The organism is uncultured Brachyspira sp. (assembly GCF_949287625.1).
Taxonomy (GTDB): Bacteria; Spirochaetota; Brachyspiria; order Brachyspirales; family Brachyspiraceae; genus Brachyspira.
On sequence record NZ_CASEGO010000031.1, the window covers coordinates 25,784 to 45,590 of the forward strand.

Here is a 19,807-nt window from a genome sequence, read left to right on the forward strand (position 1 = left end):
TTTGAAAGATAATTAAAGGGGCTTTAAAAAAGCTCCTTTTTTATGTATAAAATCTTGCATATATACCGCAAGGGAGAATCATATCAGAGTTTTCTATAGGAAGTCCTATTTCTCCGCTTTCAAAAGTACCTTTATTTTTTATAGATGAAGATAATATATTTTTTAATGATATATGAGAAAAACTTGCCGTGTAGCAGTTGATTAAAAATAGAATAGGGGAGTCTGATAAAAGTTTAATACATTCTTCTACTAATCTTGTTAAACTTGTTTCTATCTGCCAAAGTTCTCCATTAGGTCCTCTTCCGTATACTGGAGGATCCATTATTATAACATCATATTTTCTTTTGCGTCTTACTTCACGAAGTACAAATTTTATAACATCTTCTATAATAAATCTTACCTTTTTTTGATGAAGATTATTAATTTCTATATTTGTTTTGGCATGAGATACTATTTTTTTTGATGCATCAACATGTACAACTTCATCGCATCCTGCATAAGCACATGCAGCAGTTGCACCTCCAGTGTATGCAAATAAATTAAGAGCTTTAATTTCCATATTTTCATGAGCAGAAGATTTTTTTTCTTTGATTTTATCTATAATAAACTGCCAATTAACAGCCTGTTCTGGAAAAAGCCCTATATGTTTGAAATTAGTAAACTCTATTTTGAATGATAGATCACCATATTTGATGATAAAATTATCTTTAGGCTTATTAATATACTGCCAATAACCTCCGCCTTTATCCGAGCGATGATATATTGCATCCATATTAGTCCATTTATTTAAACGTTTAGACCAAATAACTTGAGAATCAGGGCGTGACACTATAAATCCGCCTATATTCTCAAGTTTTTCGCCTTCTCCGCAGTCTATAATTTTATAGTCTTGCCATTTATCAGCTAAAAGCATAATTTTTAGTTAGTCTTAAATTTATTATCTTTGGTTATAGTAAGTAACATCATTTCTTACTATAACAATATCTACTCTTCTATTCAAAGCTCTGCCGTCAGGCAAATCATTAGAAGCTACAGGTCTGGTATCAGCATATCCAGCGATAGAGTATTTATTTCTATCCAATTTAGCTGTTTGATCATTTTCAAAAAGTTTTTCTAAAATAACCATAGCTCTTGCTGAAGAAAGTCCCCAGTTATTACCAAATTTCTGTTCAGTAATACTTCCTGGTATAATAGATCCTGAATCTGTATGACCTTCTATTCTTATTTCATTTGGAATACCGCTAAGCAGCGAAGCCAATTTAATGAATGTCTCTACATTATTTTGGCTGTCTATTATATTAGTAGAAGCCGATTCAAAATATTGGTCAGCACCAAGACTTATAACAAAGCCTCTTTCATCTTCTTCTACCCTTACTTTTTTGCTTTTTATTTCAGCTTCCAATACAGCTACTGCTTTATCAATACTTCTGCCCATAGAATAGCCTCTATCTGTAGAAGGCAATGTATCAGCATTAGCTCCTCCGTAAATAAGTCTGCTTTGTGATAAAGTAGTACCGCCAGGCATAACCCCAAATGATCCTTGGAATGCTGTAGCGATAAGCTGTATAGAAGAATCGTTAACGGAACTAGACATTGTTGCAAGAAGCATTACGAAGAATGTCAATACCAATGTTACGAAGTCTCCATAAGTTTGAAGCCATAAAGGGGCTGAAGGACCAGGTACTTGAGCCTTATCACCTACTTTTTTAGCTTTTTTACCAAATTTAATAGTAGCCATTATTTACCTCTAATTATTATCTGTCTCCAACTTGTTCATTAACTTTCTGACGCTGAGAAGGAGGCAAGAAAGATATAAGCTTATCTTTTACTATTCTAGGGTTATCGCCAGCTTGTATAGATAATATACCTTCTAGCATAATACTTTGAACTGTAGCCTCAGATGAGTGTCTTGCTGCAAGTCTTCCAGCTATAGGCAAAGCAAAACCGTTAGCTATAACAGATCCGTAATATGTAGTAATAAGTGCTACAGCCATACCAGAACCGATAGCTTCCATACCGCCACCGCCTCCTAAGCTTCTAAGCATGATTACAAGTCCGATTAATGTACCAATCATACCCCAAGCAGGATATAAAGAAGCAGCATCTTCAAATACTTTTCTTACTGTATCGTGTCTTGCTTCTACGTTATCTATTTCTGTATTAAGAATGTTTTTTACAAGCTCTGGATCTGTTCCGTCTACTACAAGCTGCATACCTTTTTTAAGTAAAGGATCTGAAATTTCTTGTATATCATCTTCTAATACTAATAAACCTTCTCTTCTAGCTTTTTCTGAAAAACTTAAAAGTGTTATAATAATTTGTGCTTCATCATAATCAGGTTTTTTCAAAAGAACTTTTATAGCTTTAGGAACACCTAATATAGTTCCTAAGTCATTAGCAACTAAAAGCGAAGTTGTACCTCCCAAACCTGTAACAACTACAGATGCAAAGTCAACCATATGACCTACATTACCTCCTCCTGAAATGATACCGAATAAGTTAATAGCTATAACTAATACAACACCTAATGGTACAAATATATCCATATTTTGACCTCTAACTAAAATTTATTTTTTATTTTACTAATCTTCATTACCATAGAATGACGGCTTTTTCATACTGTTTTCACAAACTATTCTGCTTCTATACTCTACTATTCTGTTAAGCACAGTTTCAAAGCTATCTTTAGTTACTACCTTCCTTCCAGATAACATCGTTATTACTAAATCAGGAGTTTCCTCCATAAATTCTATTTGATGCGGATTAACATATAATATACTTCCGTCAAATCTTGTTATATGTATCATAATATCAGAAACTCCTAACTCTATTATACTATAAAATTATAAAAAGTATACTACTATTATAATTATCTCTTAAGTGCTATAACTTCCTGAAGCATTTGATCTGCTGTAGTAATAGTTCTGGCATTAGATTGGAAGCCTCTTTGAGTTACTATCATATCTGTAAATTGTTCGCTCAAATCTACGTTAGACATTTCCAAAGCACCTGCCTTTAAAGAACCTCTGCCTTCAGCAGCAGCAGTACCAATATTAGCAGCTCCTGAGTTATTGCTTGCTACAAATAAAGTGTCTCCTGCTTTTTCTAAACCGCCTGCATTATTAAATTTAGCCAATGCAACCTGTCCTAAAGTTTTTCTGTTTCCGTTAGTAAATACACCTGTTATTTGACCGCTGTCATCAAAGCTGAAACCTTCCAACATACCCATAGTATATCCGTCTTGTTCTATAGCTTTAGTAGTTGATGGAGATTCAAATTGTGTAATACCGTTAAATAAACCAACTTCTCCCATAGTAAGGTTGATAGTTTGATTTACTTCACCTTCTGTTCCTTGATAAGTGAAAGATACATTAGGCATTAATACTCCTTCTGTTTGAGTATTAGTACCGTCACTTACAGAAATTAGAGAACCTGCATCATTAAATACTAATTGGAAAGTATTGTTTCCGCCGCCTTCTACTGGGTCGCCTGCTGATACGCTTACACTTCCTTCTGTGGCATCTGGTATATCTATTGTCATATCCCATCTGTTAACATCTGTTCTAGTGAAAGTTGCTCTTAATTGACGAGGTATTCCTGTAGAGTCATATATAGTTAAATCTGACTGATGTGTTTCTCCGCTTTTTTGTAGGTTACAGAAATATTTTGTATTTGCTGTAGCTCTTGCTGGGTCTTTTGAACCTACTGGTATAATTAAATCTTCTACTCCAGCTGAAGTATTTAATTCCATTTCACCTGTTTCTGGGTTAAGTACAGCATTCCAGCCTTGTACTTTATAACCTATAGAAGGATTAACTAAATATCCGTCTCTGTCTAAAGAGAAAGCTCCGTTTCTTGTATAGTAAGAATTGTTTCCTCTTTTTTCTATAAAGAAACCTTCTCCCTGAATAGCTAAATCAGTGTTTACACCAGTAACTTGTAAAGCACCTTGTGTATGTATAGTGTCTATAGTTGCAACCATCATACCTAAGCCTACTTGCTGAGGATTGATACCGCCTCTATCTTCCTGAGGCTTTGCTGCCCCGCTTAAAGATTGGCTTATCATATCCTTAAAAGTAACTCTTCCTCTTTTAAATCCGTATGTATTAACATTTGCTATGTTATTTCCTACTACATCCATTCGAGTTTGATGATTTTGTAAACCAGACACGCCGGCAAATAATGAACGCATCATAAGGCGTATTCCTCCAAAAATTTTAGTATTTCTTATAAAATATTTTCGGTATAATTAAAATTTGTTTAATGTTTTTTTTGATATACTTATCATAGATTTTACATTAATATATTTTAGGATAAATACAGATCAAATGCATTTAATGAACATCTTAAACTTATAATAGCTATATAATAATATTATAAATTTACACCAATACTTAATACTCATATAATTGACTTTTAATTAAAAATAATTTAGAATATTCACACATTTCAAGGGGATATAGCTCAGTTTGGGAGAGCATCACAATGGCATTGTGAGGGTCGTGGGTTCGAGCCCCATTATCTCCAATTTTGATAAAAATTTTATTTCATATTACACCTATTTTTACGCACGGTAAATAAATCTCATTATATAATAAATATTGTTATTACAAATAAATCTGTTATTTATAATTACGCAATTCGTGCGTTAAGTACATATCAAATTTAAAAAAATCTTGGGTGGGCAGCTAAAATAACAGTATCAAACTAAAAAACAAGAAATAGCATATCAGCAACATAATAATACAAATAAATTTAGAGGGCGGGCGGATGTAATAAAATTTATTAAACTAAATAAATAATATTTTAAACAAGTCTTATATGAATAGTATTAAAGTTTATCATATTTTTTACAAATGGTAAATGTCTTAATATAGCCATAAGTCCCCATCTATTTTTAAAATAATCAGCATAATTATAACTGTTTATAAATCTTATATGACTGCTTAATTTTTCTATATCTGATGGAATATCTAATCCCCATCTAAACACTGCAGCTGTTTCTTTTACTGTTTCATGAAGTTTTGTATTTTTAGCTGAAATTGTAGGTATAGTATCAAATATAAAATGACTGTTAATAAAGTTTTCAGATAGTTTTTCAATTAATTCTTTTATATAATTTTCTTCTATATACATCAATACCCCCTCAGATATTATTATAACAGTGCCTCTTACTTTAATATTTTTTATCCACCTATAATCTAGTATAGATGATGATATGCATTCATAATTTTTATTATTTTCTAGTTCTTTAAAAAATTGTTTTCTTAACAAAATAACATCTTCAAAATCTATATCATACCAATAAATATTATCTTTTATAAATCTGCTTACTCTTGTATCAAGACCTGCTCCTAAATTGATAATAGTAAAACTTTCTGCTGAGCTTTTTTCAATAATATCTTTTATTATATCATCTATTATTTTTGTTCTTATACAGGTTCCTACTTGAGTTCCTTTAGAGTTTTTGAACTTTGAAAAATCATAATTTATTTCTTTTGATATTTCTATAGATTTATAATCTTTGATAATTGAATCTTCTCTTTTACTTTCTTCTGCTTTAGCCCATAGTGTAATTAATAAAGTTTCAGATACCCCGTTTAAATTAATATTCATGATATATCTCCTTTAAATGTTAGAATAAGCTAACATTTTTTTTAATTATACAAGTTTTATATTTTTTGTCAAATTCTTAAAATAAAAAATATACTTAATATGCTTTCCATTTAATATTTTATTTAGTTTTAAAGTTTTATTTAAAAATATTATTACAAATTAATCATTAGTTAAGCCTTGAATTTGTTTAACGCACTGTAAATAGAATTTGTATATAATAAAAATTTACATTTCAAACAATTTTATATTTTTGAATTTAGCTGTATAATATATTTAAAATATGATAGGTTAAAAATATGTCTGATAATAATAATACTACAGAAAATACTAATAATGTAGACGATGTAGATAATAAAACAAACAATGGTAAAAATAACGCCAAAGAAAAAAATAAGGTTGAAAATAAAAAAGAAGAATGTTTTTTAAAAGGCATTCTACTTTTATACTCTATTCTGTTATATGCATAATATTTTTATTAGTTTTGATATGCAAATATTCTAAATACACAAATGAAAGTAAAACATTGATAGAAAGCAGTATAAAACAATTTGAATCAAACTCACAAATACAATTAAGCAATTATTATGAGTTCCTTAAAGAAACGGTTACAAATGAAAGTTTTGAAAATAAAGAGTTTATAAAAAATACATTAGAAGAGGCATTCAAACCTAATATCGATTTACTTAGAGAAACCCTAAAAGACAGTAAAGATTTTTCAATAAATACAGTAACTTTCTGGCTTGCATTTTTATCTTTAATAATGATAATATTCACAATTTTAGGCATATACGCCAATAATAAAATAATGGAAAGCAATCAAAAGCAGTCGGAACTTATTATAAAAGAAACAGAATTAGAATCAAATAAAACACTAGAAGAATTAAATAAAAAATCCCAAGAAATAGAATTAACATTAAAGAAAATAGAAGAACAAACCAAACAATCAAAAATAAATGCTGATAGATCTAAAGTAAGCGAATTATTTGCAAGAGCATTAAATAATAAAAATTATGATGAAGCTATAAAACTTTATACTGAATCATTAGAAATAGATTCTAATAATATTATGTCTTTAAATAATAGAGGACTTTTATATTATGATAAATATAAAGAAACTAAAGATGAAGAATATTTTAGTAAAGCATTAGATGATTATAATAAAGTATTAAGTATTGATAAAAATAATATTGATACTTTAAATAATAGAGGGGCTTTATATTCAAATAAATACAGAGAAACTAAAGATGAAGAATATTTTAATAAAGCATTAGAAGACTATAATAATTCCTTAGATATAGATAATAAAAATATTAATGTTTTAACTAATAGAAGTATATTATATTCAAATAAATATAGAGAAACTAAAAGAGAAGAAGAATTTAATAAAGCTTTAGAATATTACAATAATGCCTTAAGTATAAATAGTAATTTTTACATAATATATGAGGGTATTTCTTATTTATATTTAAATCATTATGAAATAACTTATAATGAAGAAAGTCTAATACAAGCAGAAAAATATTTGAATGAAGGTTTAAAATTGTATCCTAATGATTTAGAATTATCAAATAATTATGGTATATTATTGTATTTGAAATGTAAAGAAAATAAAACAATTACTGATTTAAATAATTCTGAAAAGTATTTGAAAAAATCTATAGATAATAGCCGAATAAAAGAAGATGTAGGAGAAACCTACTACTATTTACATCTTGTATACGATGAATATGCTGAACTTGATAAAAATATAAGCGGGTGCTCAAAAGAAGAATGCGAAAATAAAAGTAAAGAGTATCTTCAAAAGTCAAAAGATTTAGGATTTAAGCATTTTATGGAGAAATAATATACTTAATGTAACAAAAATTATTAATTAAAATATTTCTTATATAAGATAGAGTTTTTTTAATTAATGAGTGATTTTGCAACTTTTGCCACGGGAAAAGTTGATATAAATACAATTAAAAAATAATAATATTTGCTTAAGAAACATATAAACCAAACAGTGAGCCGAAGCCAGCAAATAAATTTATTTATTTGCTAATTATAGGCGAAGGCGAACATAGCAACAGTAATAAAAATTTGACATAATGAAAAAAATTAATTATACTATATAAAAATACTATTAAAAGATGAGGTACTAACTATGGAGAATAATATCAGTAATGAAGAACAAATAAGAAATAAGTTTGAAAGAATATTTCAATATGAAAATAATAAGAATGCATTTCTTGATTATTTTTATGGAAAGTCAAACAGCTGCCCCACTTTAAGAAATTATTACGGTTATGATGCAGAAGAAATTTTTAAGTTTTATTTTGATGAAAACACTTCAGAAGAAGATAAAAAAGCTTTGTCAAGATACGCTGAAGCTGTGATTAAAGATATATACAAGGGTGAAAATGTTGATATAATTTTAAGATTATCCACTGGTGAAGATTTAGAAAAAGCATTAATAGAAAGTTATAATAATACATATGAAAGAACTATATATGATACAAAATATTCTAAAGCAACTTTGGCTAATAATAAAGCATCTAAATATATAAAAATACAAGTTAATAATTTTTATAAGTTTTTAGAATTAGAAGGCTGTATGCCTAAAAAGTTTAATCAATACTTAGAAAAAGTAAAAAATGATAATAAAGTATTATTAAATAAAGAGCCTCATTTATTATTAACTATTTTGGTATACCTTATAAATAGAGATGATGATAAAAGCCTCATCAAACAATTATTAAATTATATAGATTCTCTAAAAATCAATGATGAAGAAACTATATCATTACTTTTTACTATAGCTGATAAAGATGAAGAAGTTTATAAAAGATTAATGAATATTTTAAATAAAGATAATAATATGATTTATTTTCTTGTGAATATATACAAAGATATGACAAGAACTATAAAATTATATAAAAGATTATTTAAAGGATATTCAGAGGATAAAGGCTATTATTACTACACACAAAAACTTATACCTGAATATTTAGAACTATGCAATTTCCCTAAAGAATGTATTTTGTTAAACACAATAGTTAATAATAACACTCTTTTTATTTCATATTTAACAGTAGAAGTAAAAAAATTATATGATGAAGACAAAGAAACATTTTATAAACTTTATGAGATAATAGAAAAATCAAAATTAGAAAATTTATATCTTGATTATGCTATGCTTTCATCAATTATTCTTGCAAGCGGTGATAATAAATATAATATTGATATTAATTCTATTGTAGCAAAGTTAAAAGAAATATGCGTGGATTTATTAGAAATAAGGGGACCTATTGAAAGTTTCGATGATATAACTTCTAAAAGCTTTAAATATGTAAAAGAAGAACCTTATGCTAATCATAGTCATTATTTGTCAGCTATAATGTCCTTTGACGGCATAAATGATGAAGCATCAGAAATCACTACTAAATTATTAAAGCATTATGGAATATACGGCAAAATTTCAATTTATGTTTCTATTCAGGAAATATTCTATAATGGAAATATTTTGGAAGCTAAAGAAAAATTAGTTAATGATAAAAAAGTACCATTAAAAGATATTTATTTATCATTATTAGAATCAAAAAATAATATTATTACACTTATAAAAAATAATTTAGAAGAAACAAAATCTATTATGGAAGATAAATCATTTATCACTTCTATAACATCAAATATTAGCGGTACTATATCATTTATTAATTGTATTTTCAGTGATGAATTAAAAGAACTTATTGATGATAAATTTGATTTTGTTTTCAAAGTTCTCGACACAGCAAAATCAAAGGAAATAAAAAAGCATTGTGTATCGGTAATAAATAATAATGAAAGCATTGTTAGAAGCGAAGTAGAAAAATTAGCAAATGAAGGAAAAGAGGCATCAAGAACGGTTTATAAAGAAATAATTAAATATTGGGATTTACAAAAGTTTGATGATGATTTTCAATTTAAAAGCGTTGATGAAATAAACGAATATTTAAATAAATACTATAATGAAGGACATGAAACTCTAATAAAAGATATAGACGAAAATATACTCTCTAATATTTTGTTAAAGGATAAAAAAACTAAAGCTCCTTTAAATATAGTTAAGTATGTTTTTATGGAATACATTGCTTTAAAAGAGCCTTCAATCTTAAAAGACTGCAGCAAAATAGCAGAGTTTTTTGATATTGATTCACTTAGAAATGCACTTGATGATATATATTCAAATTGGTTTGATAAAAAAGCAGATACAAAATTAAAAAATATACTCATTCCATATTGTCTTTTTCAAACTGAAGATAAACTCTTAAAATTAAAGGCCCAGATTGAAGAATGGGCATTAAACTCAAGGGGAGCATTAGCAGCACATGCAGTATATGCCATAGCATTAAAAGCAAGCAAATTTGCATTGGTTTTAGTTGATACTATGTCTGTAAAAGTTAAAAATAATCAGGTTAAAAATGCGGCTAAAGATGCATTAAAAAATACTGCCAAAGCATTAGAGATTTCAGAAGATGAGCTTATAGATAAAATAATTCCAGATTTGGATTTTGATAAAAAGGGGACAAGAGAACTTCATTACGGAGGAGAAGCCGACAGAGTATTTAAACTTCAAATAAAAAATGATTTTACTATAGAAGTAACAGATTCAAACAATAAAGTTTTAAAATCGCTTCCTGCACCAAACAGTAAAGATGATAAAGAAAAAGCAGATGCAGCTAAAAAAGAATTAACTTTGATAAAGAAAAATATAAAAATGATAACTTCTAATCAAATGACAAGATTAAATAAAGTTTTATTAAATGCTCGTAAATGGTCTTATAAAACTTTTACCGAGCTTTTTGTAGAAAACCCAATAATGAATATATTTGCTTTAAAACTTATATGGGGCGTTTATGATGAAAAAAATAATTTAATAGAGAGTTTCAGATATATGGAAGACGGAAGTTTCAACACTTATGATGAAGAGGAATATATATTTGATGATACTATTAAAAATAAAAAAAATATTACTTTAGTTCACCCTATAGAATTAGACAGTGAAAAATTATCAAAATGGAAAACTCAATTAAGCGACTACGAAATATCACAGCCTATAAACCAGCTTGATTTATTATTTGAAGAGGTGAAAGAAGAGTATATAAAAAACAACAAAATCATTTCTTTTGAAGATCAAGAAATAACAGCAGGCGAGATTATGTCAATGGCAAATAAAATGTCATTTGAAAGAAGCAGAGATATTGAAGACGGCGGAAGCTATACTTATTATGAATTAAAAGACTCTATATTAAATATTGCATGCCGTATAGATTTTGAATATATGTGGTTTGGAATAGAGGCTAGCGAAAAAGTAACATTTAAAAATATTGCTTTCCACAGACTAGATGAAAACGGAAACTGCAATGAAGAAGAATATATAAATCCGTTAGATATTAATAAGAGATTTACTTCATCAATATACGGAACAGTAAAATCTTATTTTATAAAATAGAAACTTTTTACAACCTGTATATACTAAGCATTTTTCATTTTGTCAAAAATGAATTTTTTTATTTTAATTATTTGCGGGGACTAGCCCCCGCACCCCCAGTTCTTTTATTGGTATAAAAGAACCAAAAGAACTGAATTTTTTGGCTTAAATGATGGATATACACTACATTTAATACGTATATATAAAATATAAAGTTCTAGCAATTGCGTTTTTCGCTCTGTGTGCCTTTGGCAGCAACTTTTTTGTGCGGCAAAAAAATTGCAAAAATAAATATATGAATTATATTTATACATTGTATTATGATAAACTATAAAGGATATAAAATGAGTAAGGAAATTGAAAACTTTAATAGCAATTTTGATGAAGAAATTTTAGACATGGCGTTCGTGCTTAAAGAATCATGCTTAGGGGCTGGTAAGGCTAATAAAGATAAATATTACACTTTATATATTCATGCTATGGCTTTAAAAAATATTGCCTCTAATGAAATTATAGAAAATGAAAATATTCTTATTCAAAAAAAGTTAAAGAAACAAAAGAGTATTTTCAAATGATTAAAAGTAAAAGCATAGCAAGATTAAAGGTGAGAAAAGAAAAAACTTCATCTGATTTATATATGAGGTTCTTGCTTGAAGATATTATTGATACCAACTATAAAGATAATGATTTAAATATTATATTAGAAAAATATTCTAAGCCTGTTTATTATAAAGATGAAGAATTAGGAGATTTTGAGCTTGATAAAAGTATAGACATGTTTAGTAAAGATATACTATGGAATGATAATAATATTTCAATCTTATTTGAAGATATTGATGAAGAACTAAATCAAAAAAGTGTTGATATAATCAAAAAAATATTTGCTAATAAAAAAGATATTGACAAAAAACTAAAAGAGTATATATCAGAAAATATGCTTGAAGATGCCAACAGCTGGAACGATGATTCTGACAAGCCTCATATAGATAAAGAAGAGTTTGCAAAATTAATAACTTTAACATCTATAGCTATATGCGAAGATATTATAACATTTTATTTTGATGACGGAGATATTTTCTGGGGACACACTATAGTAGTAGAAAGCGACTGTAATTTTAATTTTACAGATGCTCATATAGAAGGATAATTAATTTTTAGTTTACTTACCGCACGCTAAATAATATTTAAAATATAAATTTATCTATAATTCAAATTTCATTATATTATATAAATTTTGTTTATCGTGCGTTAAATAAATTTTTAATATAATTAGACTTTAGTTTGTGATAAAATATATAAAAACAATGTATTGATATATAATTTTTATATAAACTTTTCCCGCGGCAAAAGCTTAAAAAGCACATATTTACAAATTAAATCTACTACTAAATTTATATATAATAAATAGATATGTATTAATAAAACTTTTAAAATTTGTTATTGATATTTTATCTTAGTATATTACTATATTAATAGGGTATAAAAATGGATAAAGAAATTGAAGATTTTAATAAAGATTTTGATGATGAAATTTTTGATATAGCATTCATACTTAAAAGATCATGCTGCAAATACGCTAAAATTCCTTGGGAAAAATATGGTACTTTATTTGTTTATTCTATAGCTTTAAAAAATATTGCTGCTAATGAAATTATAGAAAATAATCATATTATCATTCATAAAAAAGTTGAAAAAGCTCAAGAATATTTAAAGATACTCAAAGATGAAAGCATAGTAAGATTAAATGTAAGAAAAGAAAAAGATCCTGATGACTTCTATATTAATTTTTTACTTGAAGATATAGCTGACAATGATTATAAAGATGATGATTTAAATATCATATTAGAAAAATATTCAGAGATTATTTATTATAAAGATGAAGAATTAGGCGATTTTGAACTTAATAAGGATATAAATAGTTTTAAGAAAGAGATGCCTTGGACTAACAATAATATTTTAATCTTCTTTGATAATATTAATGAAGAGTTTAATAAACAAAGCGTTGATATAATCAAAAAAATATTCGCTGACAAAAAAATATTGATAGGAAATTAAAAGAGTGTGCGGCAGAGAGTATATTTAAGCCTCATAATATAGAAAGAGAAGAATTCATAAAATCAATAAGTTTAACATCTATAAGCATAGATTGTGAAAACTGTATAATATTTTATTTTAAAAACAGTGATGGACATACAATACCAGTAAATAGTGATTGGGATTTTAATTTTAAACCGATTACTCAGCTAATGTTTTTTTGAATTTATAGCTTTCTTTCCGCACGATAACAAATATAAGTTTATCTATAATTAAAATTTTACTAACATTTCATTAAAGAAATCCAAAACCTAATTAACTCTTGATTTCTAATTTAAGTAATAAATATAAATAATCAAAGAGCAAAGTATCAATAAAAGTTTAAAAATTTCATTACATCTGCCCGCCCTCTAAATTTTTTAATCTTATTTTGTAATTTCTGCAGGAGTTTTTCTTTATAGTTTTAATCTGTTATTTTTAGCTGCCCACCCAAGAGTTTTTTAAATTTATTGCGTTTATTACCGCACGTAGAATGAAGTTAATAATTATAGGTTTCATTTGGAATTTTAAATTTCATTATATTTAAGAATTTGGTTTAACGTGCGGTAAATATATTTTTTAATTATAGTAATTTACCTTTCATATCTATACATAAATCAAGTATGGCAATAGCAAGTGCTGCCTCTATTACAGGTACTGCCCTTACAGCTATGCATGGGTCATGGCGTCCTTTAATTAGTAATGTTTCTTCCTCTTTTGTTTCTATATTGAGAGTTAATTGTTCTTTAGATATTGACGGAGTAGGCTTTATTACAGCATTAACTATTATAGGCATGCCGTTTGATATTCCTCCTAGTATGCCTCCGTTATTATTAGTTTTTGTTTCTACTTTTTTTATATTATTATAGTTTTTTATAGTGTATAGATCATTACATTCGCTTGCTTTATAATTTACAAAGTCAAACCCAAGTCCGAAATCAATTCCTTTTACAGCAGGGACAGCAAACATTGACTGAGCTATTCTGCTTTCTATAGATGAGTAAAAAGGATCTCCGAAACCAGCAGGTACATTAAAAGCAGCAGCTGTTATAATACCTCCTACAGAGTCCATATTCATTTTAGCTTCTTCTATTATGCTTATCATTTTCTTCATAGCTTCATTATCAAAAACGCTTAATTCTTTATTATAATTCTCTATGAACTCTTCATAAGTTGGAAAAGTATCATTAGGGTATTTATCTTTTATATTGTATATTTGTTTAATATGAGCAGCTATCTCTATATCAAATTTTTCTTTTAAAGCTAATTTTGCTAAAGCTCCTGCAAATACTAAAGGAGCAGTTAATCTTCCAGAAAAATGTCCTCCTCCTCTTATATCATTAAACCCATCGTACCTAAGCATAGCAGTATAATCACTATGAGAAGGTCTCGGCATTATTTTTAAATTAGAATAATCACCGCTTCTTTTATTTTCATTTTTAATTACCGCAGCAATAGGCATTCCAGTGCTTTTGTTTTCGAGAATACCTGATAATATTTCTGGGCTATCAGATTCTGTTCTTGCAGTTGTTAGCTTTGCATTTTTAGCTCTTCTTCTTTCCATTTCGCTTTCTATAAAATCATTATCTATATTAATACCATAAGGAAAACCGTCTATAACACAGCCTATAGCTTCGCCATGAGATTCCCCGAATAAACTTAATTTAATATTATTACCAAATACGCTTCCCATAAATATATTCCTGAAATTAATTTTTTATTATAATTTCTATTAGTATATATTATTTTCTATAAACTTTCCATATTGTATTAATAATTAAAATTTATAGATAATACAATTTACTTAGTATCAAATGTATGAAAATGATTAAAAAAATATATGGCTATTATGAAATTATGTATTTAAAGTAATGAAAGTAAACTATAATTCATTTAAATAATTTTAGATAATAATTATTATTAATAAAAATACATCAGGAGAGTCTTGTTATGGCTAAATTTAATGATGTCATTATTGCGATTGCCAAATCAGTTGCTGAAGCTCAGGCTCAATTAGAAGAAACGCAGGTAAGTAATTTATCAAAATACTTTAAAAAAAAGAGAAATAGAAATTACACATCTAATGATAAAAATAAAGAAGATGAGCATTTACCAGGTGTATTTCCTATAAGATTAAAAATAGGTATGCCTGATGAAAATAATCAATATGGTAATAAATATTATTGTGTTCCTTATATAAACTTAATTCCAATATCGCAGCTTAATATAGATTCAATAAAAGCTTCATTTAACATAGCTATTCTTGATCTTATAGAAGCAAAAAAAGAAACTGAAAAATCTGTATTTAATGATGTATTTGAAGGCGATGTAGTAAATAATATGACAGATTTTAATAATTCTTCAGATGTATCTGTTGATCTTAAAGGTGCTGGTATTAATAAGGATAAGGGTACAAATATTAATATTGAGATTACAATAAAAAAATCAGAGAATAGTGAAGGAATGTCTAAATTTATAAATGAGATAACAAATTTAAGTCAGGGGTTTTTAACAGTAAATAAAAACAATCAAAATGATGATTAATAATAATTATATTTAATAATAATTTTCAATAAAAAATAATAAATAAAATTTTTAGGGAGGAAATTTATGGCAGTAGGTGATAATAAAGTTATAGCCAATCAATTTACAGGTCTTCCAATGTCGTCTCTTATAGGAGCTCCATTGCAGGCGGCGGCAGAGGCACAGTTAAGATTAGCAAATATTACAAAGGACTTTATAGAAAGTGTTGGAATTGATAGAGATGTTAAAAAAGATGAAAACGGTAAAGAAGTAAAGTCAGAGTCAAAACTTAGGACTGTCGAGTTTGCATATAAAAAAATTGTGAAAAAAGATGATGGAAGTAATGATACTGTAGATATGGTATTAAGAGCTCCTTTGCTTAGTATGGTTAAAGTACCTGCTTTATTTATAAAAAATGTAGATATTACTTTTGATATGGAAGTAAAAAGCAGTGAAGAAGAAAAAGGTTCAGATGATAGTTCAGTAACTACTACAACATCTGGAAAAGTGGGATGGTGGATATTTTCTGCCCGCACTGAAATAAAAGGAAGTGTAAGTTCTCATAAAGAAAATACTAGAAAAACAGATACTTCTGCTAAATACCATGTGGAACTGCATGCTGTAGATCAGGGAATGCCTGAGGGGCTTGCCAGAGTATTGGATATAATAAATGCTACTATTGTTCCTGTAGAATCTGCAAATACCCCTCAAACTAAAACTGAAAATGAAACTGAAAATGCTAGTTAATTAAAAATAAAAACTTATGATTATTAGTTTTAAGTCTCTAAAAGATATTTTAGACGAAAAAGCCGTATTGATGAAAGAGGCTTATGAGAGAGAACTTTTTAAAAAGTATTCTTCTCTTATACCTCTTTTACAATATACATTTAATATAAAAGATGTGCATAATTTTTTTTCTTATACAAACTATGATATTGATATAAGTTTCAGCATTACAGCTTATCAGGTATATAAAAATGTATTTTGTTTATATGATTATTTCACAGATGATAAATATGAACTTTATTTTTCATCTCAGTATGGAGTAAAAATCAACAATAAATATATAAATAGACCTGAAAGAGTAATGTTTGTTTTGGTATAATAATATTTGATTTTTTGTAATGAAGTAAAAATAGGATATTTTATGTCTGACAGTAAAATTTTTGATTTAACTAATATAAGATATGTAAAAAGAATAATAGTAGGACAGAATGATCCTAATATTCCCTATAAAGAAGAAGATTATCAAAAAGCAAATGAGTTATTAAATAAATGCTTAAATGAAGTTCCAAGAGGAAAAATTATAGGTATAGAGAGAAATTTTTATTTATTTAATTTAGGCGAACATCAGGTAGTGCTTCAATGGCTTACTTATCATGTGGGCTTTGAGAGAAAACCTATGTGGCTTGAATAATAATTGGTTAATAATTCTATTTTTTTATTCCAAGTATTTCAACACCAGTTTTAGTAATTAAAACAGTATGCTCAAAATGCACAGCCAATGAATAGTCTGGAGTAGATAAAGTCCAGCCGTCTTTTTCTTTTTCGTATTTATCAGTGCCGTTTGTTATCATAAGTTCTAATGCAAGCACCATATTAGGTTCTAATATTACATCATTATTTGGGTGATAAAAATTAAATATATAAGGAGCTTCATGATATTCATAGCCTACGCCATGACCTGTAAGCGATTTTATAACACTGAAACCATATTCATGGACTTTATTTTCAACAGTTTTTCCATACTCACTTAAAAGCACATTTGGTTTTAATTTATAAATAGAATATTCCAATGATTTTTTACATGCATCTATAAGTTTATATGCTCTATGATTTACAGATCCCATACCGCCTTCTATAACTACAGTTCTAGCACAGTCAGCATAGTATCCGTTATATTTTACTCCTACATCCACGCATACAGGTTCCCCATGAACAAGTATCTTATTATTAGTAGGTCTTCCATGTGCTATTTCATTACCGCTTGATATGCTTGTAGCAAATCCGTAATCTGGAACTTCAAAGTTTGCAGGATATGCATTTTGGCTTTTTATAAATTTTTCAACTTCTTTATCTACTTTAGAAGCTCTTACTCCAGAGATGCAAAGTTTGAAAGCTAAATCTATAGAGTCCTGTGCTATCTGAGCTGCTTTTCTTATATTTTCTATAGCTTCATCATCTTTTATACTTGGTTTTACTATACCTTTCATCTCTTTTATAAACATTTTATTTTTGTCCTTTTATTTATTTTAAAGATTTAGGAGTAAATATATATAAAAGAATAACAAGTATAATAGCACCTAATACGGCAGATGATAAATTTATTCTTACATATTGTATGTTGCTTATTCTAGGAAGATAATAAGAACCAAGCAAAGCACCTGCAGTAGATATAAGAAACATCATCACCCAGCCGCCGAATACTTTGATTTTTAATATTTTGCCAAATACTAAGCTTACAATGATGCCTATAACTATAAATGCTGATACTACTATAATATATTCCATTTATTTGCTTCAACCTCTTTTATTATAATATTTAATTAGATGAAAGTCCTATAAAGAATGATTTTAATCCTCCTTCATCATTTTCTACTGGAACAAATATCATATGAGATATATTTTCTCTATCAGCAGCATCAAATTTATTTTTTAGAGAATCAGAAGAAAATGGATCTGATACATATAAAGTTTTTTTATGTGATAAAATCTTTTTAAATAAAGCTTCATTTTCAGTTATATTTAATTTATCTTTTGTAGCATCAGATATATTCTGAGATTCATCTATAGTATAGCTGCCGTCATCTTTTCTTGTAAGCATAGCAGCATGTTTTATATCCAAACCAGACTGCTCTTTTATCCAATTAAGCATATCATGCATATTTTTATTGACAAATTTTTTACCTCTGATTGATTTTAATACATTTTTCCAACCAGCTGTCATGTTCTCTTTTACTTTTTCTTCTGCTTCTCTGTAAAAATCATCTGGTATTTTAGGTACTTCTTCAGGATCATATAAATCTTTATCTGTAAGATCATCTGTATCAAATGTATCTTTTTCACTAGCAGGTTTTACTACTTCTCCGTCGTCATATTCTTCTCTGAAATTAGGTGATAAATTAGAATTATTATTATTATCGCTGTTTTCTTCATCATCATAATCTCCAAGAAGAAAATCTCGGTTAAGAGAGAAGTTAAAAGCATCGCTGGAAGAAAAGTACTCTTCTTCTTTTTTTACTATTTCATCTTCTAAAATAGAACCATGACTTATCAAAATGTCCCCCTCATTATTATCATCTATTATATCATCAATGCCCTTTATTATATCCTCATTTTTATTATTGTCTACATTGTCATCATCAATTGTTTCTTCTAGTTTATCATCATCATTTTTTATACTGTCTGAATTTGTTTCATTATCTGAATCAGGTATATCGTCCATATTTTCAGTGGTGTCGTCTGTTTTATTATCTTCGTTTTTATTTTCTAATTCATCGTTTAAATTAGGTATATCATCTAAGTTTTCTATAGTATCATCTATATTATTGTCATCTTCATCATTTTTGTTATCTTCGTTTTTATTTTCTAGTTCATCATTTAAATTAGGTATATCATCTAAGTTTTCTATAGTATCATCTATATTATTGTCATCTTCATCATTTTTGTTATCTTCGCTTTTATTTTCTAATTCATCGTTCTATAGTATCATCTATATTATTATCATCTTCATCATTTTTATTATCTTCGCTTTTATTTTCTAATTCATCGTTTAAATTAGGTATATCATCTAAATTTTCAACAGTATCATCTATATTGCTATCATTATTATCACTATCTGATTTATTTAATTCCTCCATATCTTCTGTATCATCTTCTATATTATCAGCGTCAAGAAGCTCATCATCAGTATACTCTTTCATCTCTGGAGTATCATCATCTTTATTTTCTTCTTCTTTTTTATTATCTTCATCATTGATAACATCGTCTAAGTTAGGTACATCTTCATCATCATCTATAATATTATCAGCATCAAGAAGCTCATCATCAGTATACTCTTTCATCTCTGGAGTATCATCATCTTTATTATCTTCTTCTTTGCTATCATCATCATTGATAACGTCGTCCAAGTTAGGTACATATTCG

17 protein-coding genes, 1 tRNA gene and 3 pseudogenes are annotated in these 19,807 nt (G+C 27.4%); 10 read left to right on the forward strand and 11 right to left on the reverse strand.

What is annotated here, in order from left to right; genetic code table 11:
* Positions 1 to 40: 40 nt before the first annotated feature.
* From Q1X91_RS06610 to flgE, 5 genes are all read right to left on the reverse strand, one after another.
* Complete coding sequence (locus Q1X91_RS06610) at positions 41 to 913, reverse strand: class I SAM-dependent methyltransferase (RefSeq protein WP_300754804.1); 873 nt, start codon at positions 911 to 913, stop codon at positions 41 to 43.
* A 24-nt stretch (positions 914 to 937) separates the two neighbouring features.
* Positions 938 to 1,738, reverse strand: coding sequence for a flagellar motor protein MotB (locus Q1X91_RS06615; protein WP_300754807.1), 801 nt, complete (start codon positions 1,736 to 1,738; stop codon positions 938 to 940).
* Between the two features lie 16 nt (positions 1,739 to 1,754).
* Positions 1,755 to 2,546, reverse strand: a complete 792-nt coding sequence (locus Q1X91_RS06620; protein WP_300754809.1) for a motility protein A — start codon at positions 2,544 to 2,546, stop codon at positions 1,755 to 1,757.
* 36 nt (positions 2,547 to 2,582) lie between these two features.
* On the reverse strand, positions 2,583 to 2,807 hold the full coding sequence (locus Q1X91_RS06625) for a flagellar FlbD family protein (protein WP_300754812.1): 225 nt from the start codon (positions 2,805 to 2,807) through the stop codon (positions 2,583 to 2,585).
* A gap of 62 nt (positions 2,808 to 2,869) precedes the next feature.
* Positions 2,870 to 4,195: a flagellar hook protein FlgE gene (flgE, locus tag Q1X91_RS06630; protein WP_008722355.1), complete on the reverse strand. Its 1,326-nt coding sequence runs from the start codon at positions 4,193 to 4,195 to the stop codon at positions 2,870 to 2,872.
* Between the two features lie 258 nt (positions 4,196 to 4,453).
* Here flgE and Q1X91_RS06635 point away from each other — a divergent pair.
* Positions 4,454 to 4,527 (forward strand) — tRNA-Ala (locus tag Q1X91_RS06635).
* 279 nt (positions 4,528 to 4,806) lie between these two features.
* Here the strand turns inward: Q1X91_RS06635 and Q1X91_RS06640 are convergent.
* Positions 4,807 to 5,616 (reverse strand): class I SAM-dependent methyltransferase, encoded by an 810-nt coding sequence (locus tag Q1X91_RS06640; RefSeq protein WP_300754818.1) that lies wholly within the window; start codon positions 5,614 to 5,616, stop codon positions 4,807 to 4,809.
* A 296-nt stretch (positions 5,617 to 5,912) separates the two neighbouring features.
* On the opposite strand from Q1X91_RS06640, the gene Q1X91_RS06645 reads away from it, so the two are divergent.
* The 5 genes and pseudogenes from Q1X91_RS06645 (at position 5,913) to Q1X91_RS06670 (ending at position 13,323) form a co-directional block, all read left to right on the forward strand.
* Positions 5,913 to 6,083, forward strand: coding sequence for a hypothetical protein (locus Q1X91_RS06645; protein ID WP_300754821.1), 171 nt, complete (start codon positions 5,913 to 5,915; stop codon positions 6,081 to 6,083).
* Entirely contained in the window at positions 6,032 to 7,459 is a 1,428-nt protein-coding gene (locus Q1X91_RS06650; protein ID WP_300754824.1) for a hypothetical protein, read from the forward strand. The genes Q1X91_RS06645 and Q1X91_RS06650 overlap by 52 nt, the downstream gene beginning before the upstream one ends.
* A gap of 300 nt (positions 7,460 to 7,759) precedes the next feature.
* A complete protein-coding gene (locus tag Q1X91_RS06655) occupies positions 7,760 to 11,086 on the forward strand; it encodes a DUF4132 domain-containing protein (RefSeq protein ID WP_300754827.1) in 3,327 nt (1,108 codons plus the stop codon).
* A 323-nt stretch (positions 11,087 to 11,409) separates the two neighbouring features.
* Positions 11,410 to 12,212: pseudogene (locus Q1X91_RS06665) on the forward strand (DUF2262 domain-containing protein).
* Between the two features lie 338 nt (positions 12,213 to 12,550).
* Positions 12,551 to 13,323: pseudogene (locus Q1X91_RS06670) on the forward strand (DUF2262 domain-containing protein).
* 398 nt (positions 13,324 to 13,721) lie between these two features.
* Here Q1X91_RS06670 and aroC read toward each other — a convergent pair.
* A complete protein-coding gene (gene aroC / locus Q1X91_RS06675; protein WP_300754839.1) occupies positions 13,722 to 14,831 on the reverse strand; it encodes a chorismate synthase in 1,110 nt (369 codons plus the stop codon).
* 257 nt (positions 14,832 to 15,088) lie between these two features.
* Between aroC and Q1X91_RS06680 the strand changes: the two genes are divergently transcribed.
* The 4 genes from Q1X91_RS06680 (at position 15,089) to Q1X91_RS06695 (ending at position 17,078) form a co-directional block, all read left to right on the forward strand.
* Positions 15,089 to 15,682 carry a DUF2589 domain-containing protein gene (locus Q1X91_RS06680; RefSeq protein ID WP_300754842.1) on the forward strand — a complete coding sequence of 198 codons (594 nt, stop codon included), beginning with the start codon at positions 15,089 to 15,091 and terminating at the stop codon, positions 15,680 to 15,682.
* A 66-nt stretch (positions 15,683 to 15,748) separates the two neighbouring features.
* On the forward strand, positions 15,749 to 16,408 hold the full coding sequence (locus Q1X91_RS06685; RefSeq protein ID WP_300754845.1) for a DUF2589 domain-containing protein: 660 nt from the start codon (positions 15,749 to 15,751) through the stop codon (positions 16,406 to 16,408).
* 16 nt (positions 16,409 to 16,424) lie between these two features.
* The gene (locus tag Q1X91_RS06690) at positions 16,425 to 16,766 is read left to right on the forward strand and encodes a hypothetical protein (protein ID WP_300754847.1); all 342 of its coding nucleotides are present in this window, start codon (positions 16,425 to 16,427) and stop codon (positions 16,764 to 16,766) included.
* Between the two features lie 42 nt (positions 16,767 to 16,808).
* Complete coding sequence (locus Q1X91_RS06695) at positions 16,809 to 17,078, forward strand: hypothetical protein (RefSeq protein ID WP_300754850.1); 270 nt, start codon at positions 16,809 to 16,811, stop codon at positions 17,076 to 17,078.
* Between the two features lie 16 nt (positions 17,079 to 17,094).
* Here Q1X91_RS06695 and map read toward each other — a convergent pair whose 3' ends face one another.
* The 4 genes and pseudogenes from map to Q1X91_RS06715 all read right to left on the reverse strand — a co-directional run.
* A complete protein-coding gene (gene map, locus Q1X91_RS06700; protein WP_300754853.1) occupies positions 17,095 to 17,889 on the reverse strand; it encodes a type I methionyl aminopeptidase in 795 nt (264 codons plus the stop codon).
* Positions 17,890 to 17,908: 19 nt separating this feature from the next.
* Entirely contained in the window at positions 17,909 to 18,172 is a 264-nt protein-coding gene (locus tag Q1X91_RS06705) for a hypothetical protein (protein WP_020003831.1), read from the reverse strand.
* A 31-nt stretch (positions 18,173 to 18,203) separates the two neighbouring features.
* Positions 18,204 to 19,106 carry a hypothetical protein gene (locus Q1X91_RS06710; protein ID WP_300754856.1) on the reverse strand — a complete coding sequence of 301 codons (903 nt, stop codon included), beginning with the start codon at positions 19,104 to 19,106 and terminating at the stop codon, positions 18,204 to 18,206.
* 247 nt (positions 19,107 to 19,353) lie between these two features.
* Positions 19,354 to 19,807: pseudogene (locus Q1X91_RS06715) on the reverse strand (AAA family ATPase); the annotation flags it as partial.

Coding starts and splice junctions, on each gene's coding strand:
- Q1X91_RS06650 (WP_300754824.1), top strand. CDS start 6,032: ATGTTTTTTAAAAGGCATTCTACTTTTATACTCTATTCTGTTATATGC.
- Q1X91_RS06615 (WP_300754807.1), bottom strand. CDS start 1,738: ATGGCTACTATTAAATTTGGTAAAAAAGCTAAAAAAGTAGGTGATAAG.
- flgE (WP_008722355.1), bottom strand. CDS start 4,195: ATGATGCGTTCATTATTTGCCGGCGTGTCTGGTTTACAAAATCATCAA.
- Q1X91_RS06655 (WP_300754827.1), top strand. CDS start 7,760: ATGGAGAATAATATCAGTAATGAAGAACAAATAAGAAATAAGTTTGAA.
- Q1X91_RS06625 (WP_300754812.1), bottom strand. CDS start 2,807: ATGATACATATAACAAGATTTGACGGAAGTATATTATATGTTAATCCG.
- Q1X91_RS06610 (WP_300754804.1), bottom strand. CDS start 913: ATGCTTTTAGCTGATAAATGGCAAGACTATAAAATTATAGACTGCGGA.
- Q1X91_RS06690 (WP_300754847.1), top strand. CDS start 16,425: ATGATTATTAGTTTTAAGTCTCTAAAAGATATTTTAGACGAAAAAGCC.
- Q1X91_RS06710 (WP_300754856.1), bottom strand. CDS start 19,106: ATGGACGATATACCTGATTCAGATAATGAAACAAATTCAGACAGTATA.
- Q1X91_RS06695 (WP_300754850.1), top strand. CDS start 16,809: ATGTCTGACAGTAAAATTTTTGATTTAACTAATATAAGATATGTAAAA.
- map (WP_300754853.1), bottom strand. CDS start 17,889: ATGTTTATAAAAGAGATGAAAGGTATAGTAAAACCAAGTATAAAAGAT.
- Q1X91_RS06705 (WP_020003831.1), bottom strand. CDS start 18,172: ATGGAATATATTATAGTAGTATCAGCATTTATAGTTATAGGCATCATT.
- aroC (WP_300754839.1), bottom strand. CDS start 14,831: ATGGGAAGCGTATTTGGTAATAATATTAAATTAAGTTTATTCGGGGAA.
- Q1X91_RS06685 (WP_300754845.1), top strand. CDS start 15,749: ATGGCAGTAGGTGATAATAAAGTTATAGCCAATCAATTTACAGGTCTT.
- Q1X91_RS06680 (WP_300754842.1), top strand. CDS start 15,089: ATGGCTAAATTTAATGATGTCATTATTGCGATTGCCAAATCAGTTGCT.
- Q1X91_RS06640 (WP_300754818.1), bottom strand. CDS start 5,616: ATGAATATTAATTTAAACGGGGTATCTGAAACTTTATTAATTACACTA.
- Q1X91_RS06645 (WP_300754821.1), top strand. CDS start 5,913: ATGTCTGATAATAATAATACTACAGAAAATACTAATAATGTAGACGAT.
- Q1X91_RS06620 (WP_300754809.1), bottom strand. CDS start 2,546: ATGGATATATTTGTACCATTAGGTGTTGTATTAGTTATAGCTATTAAC.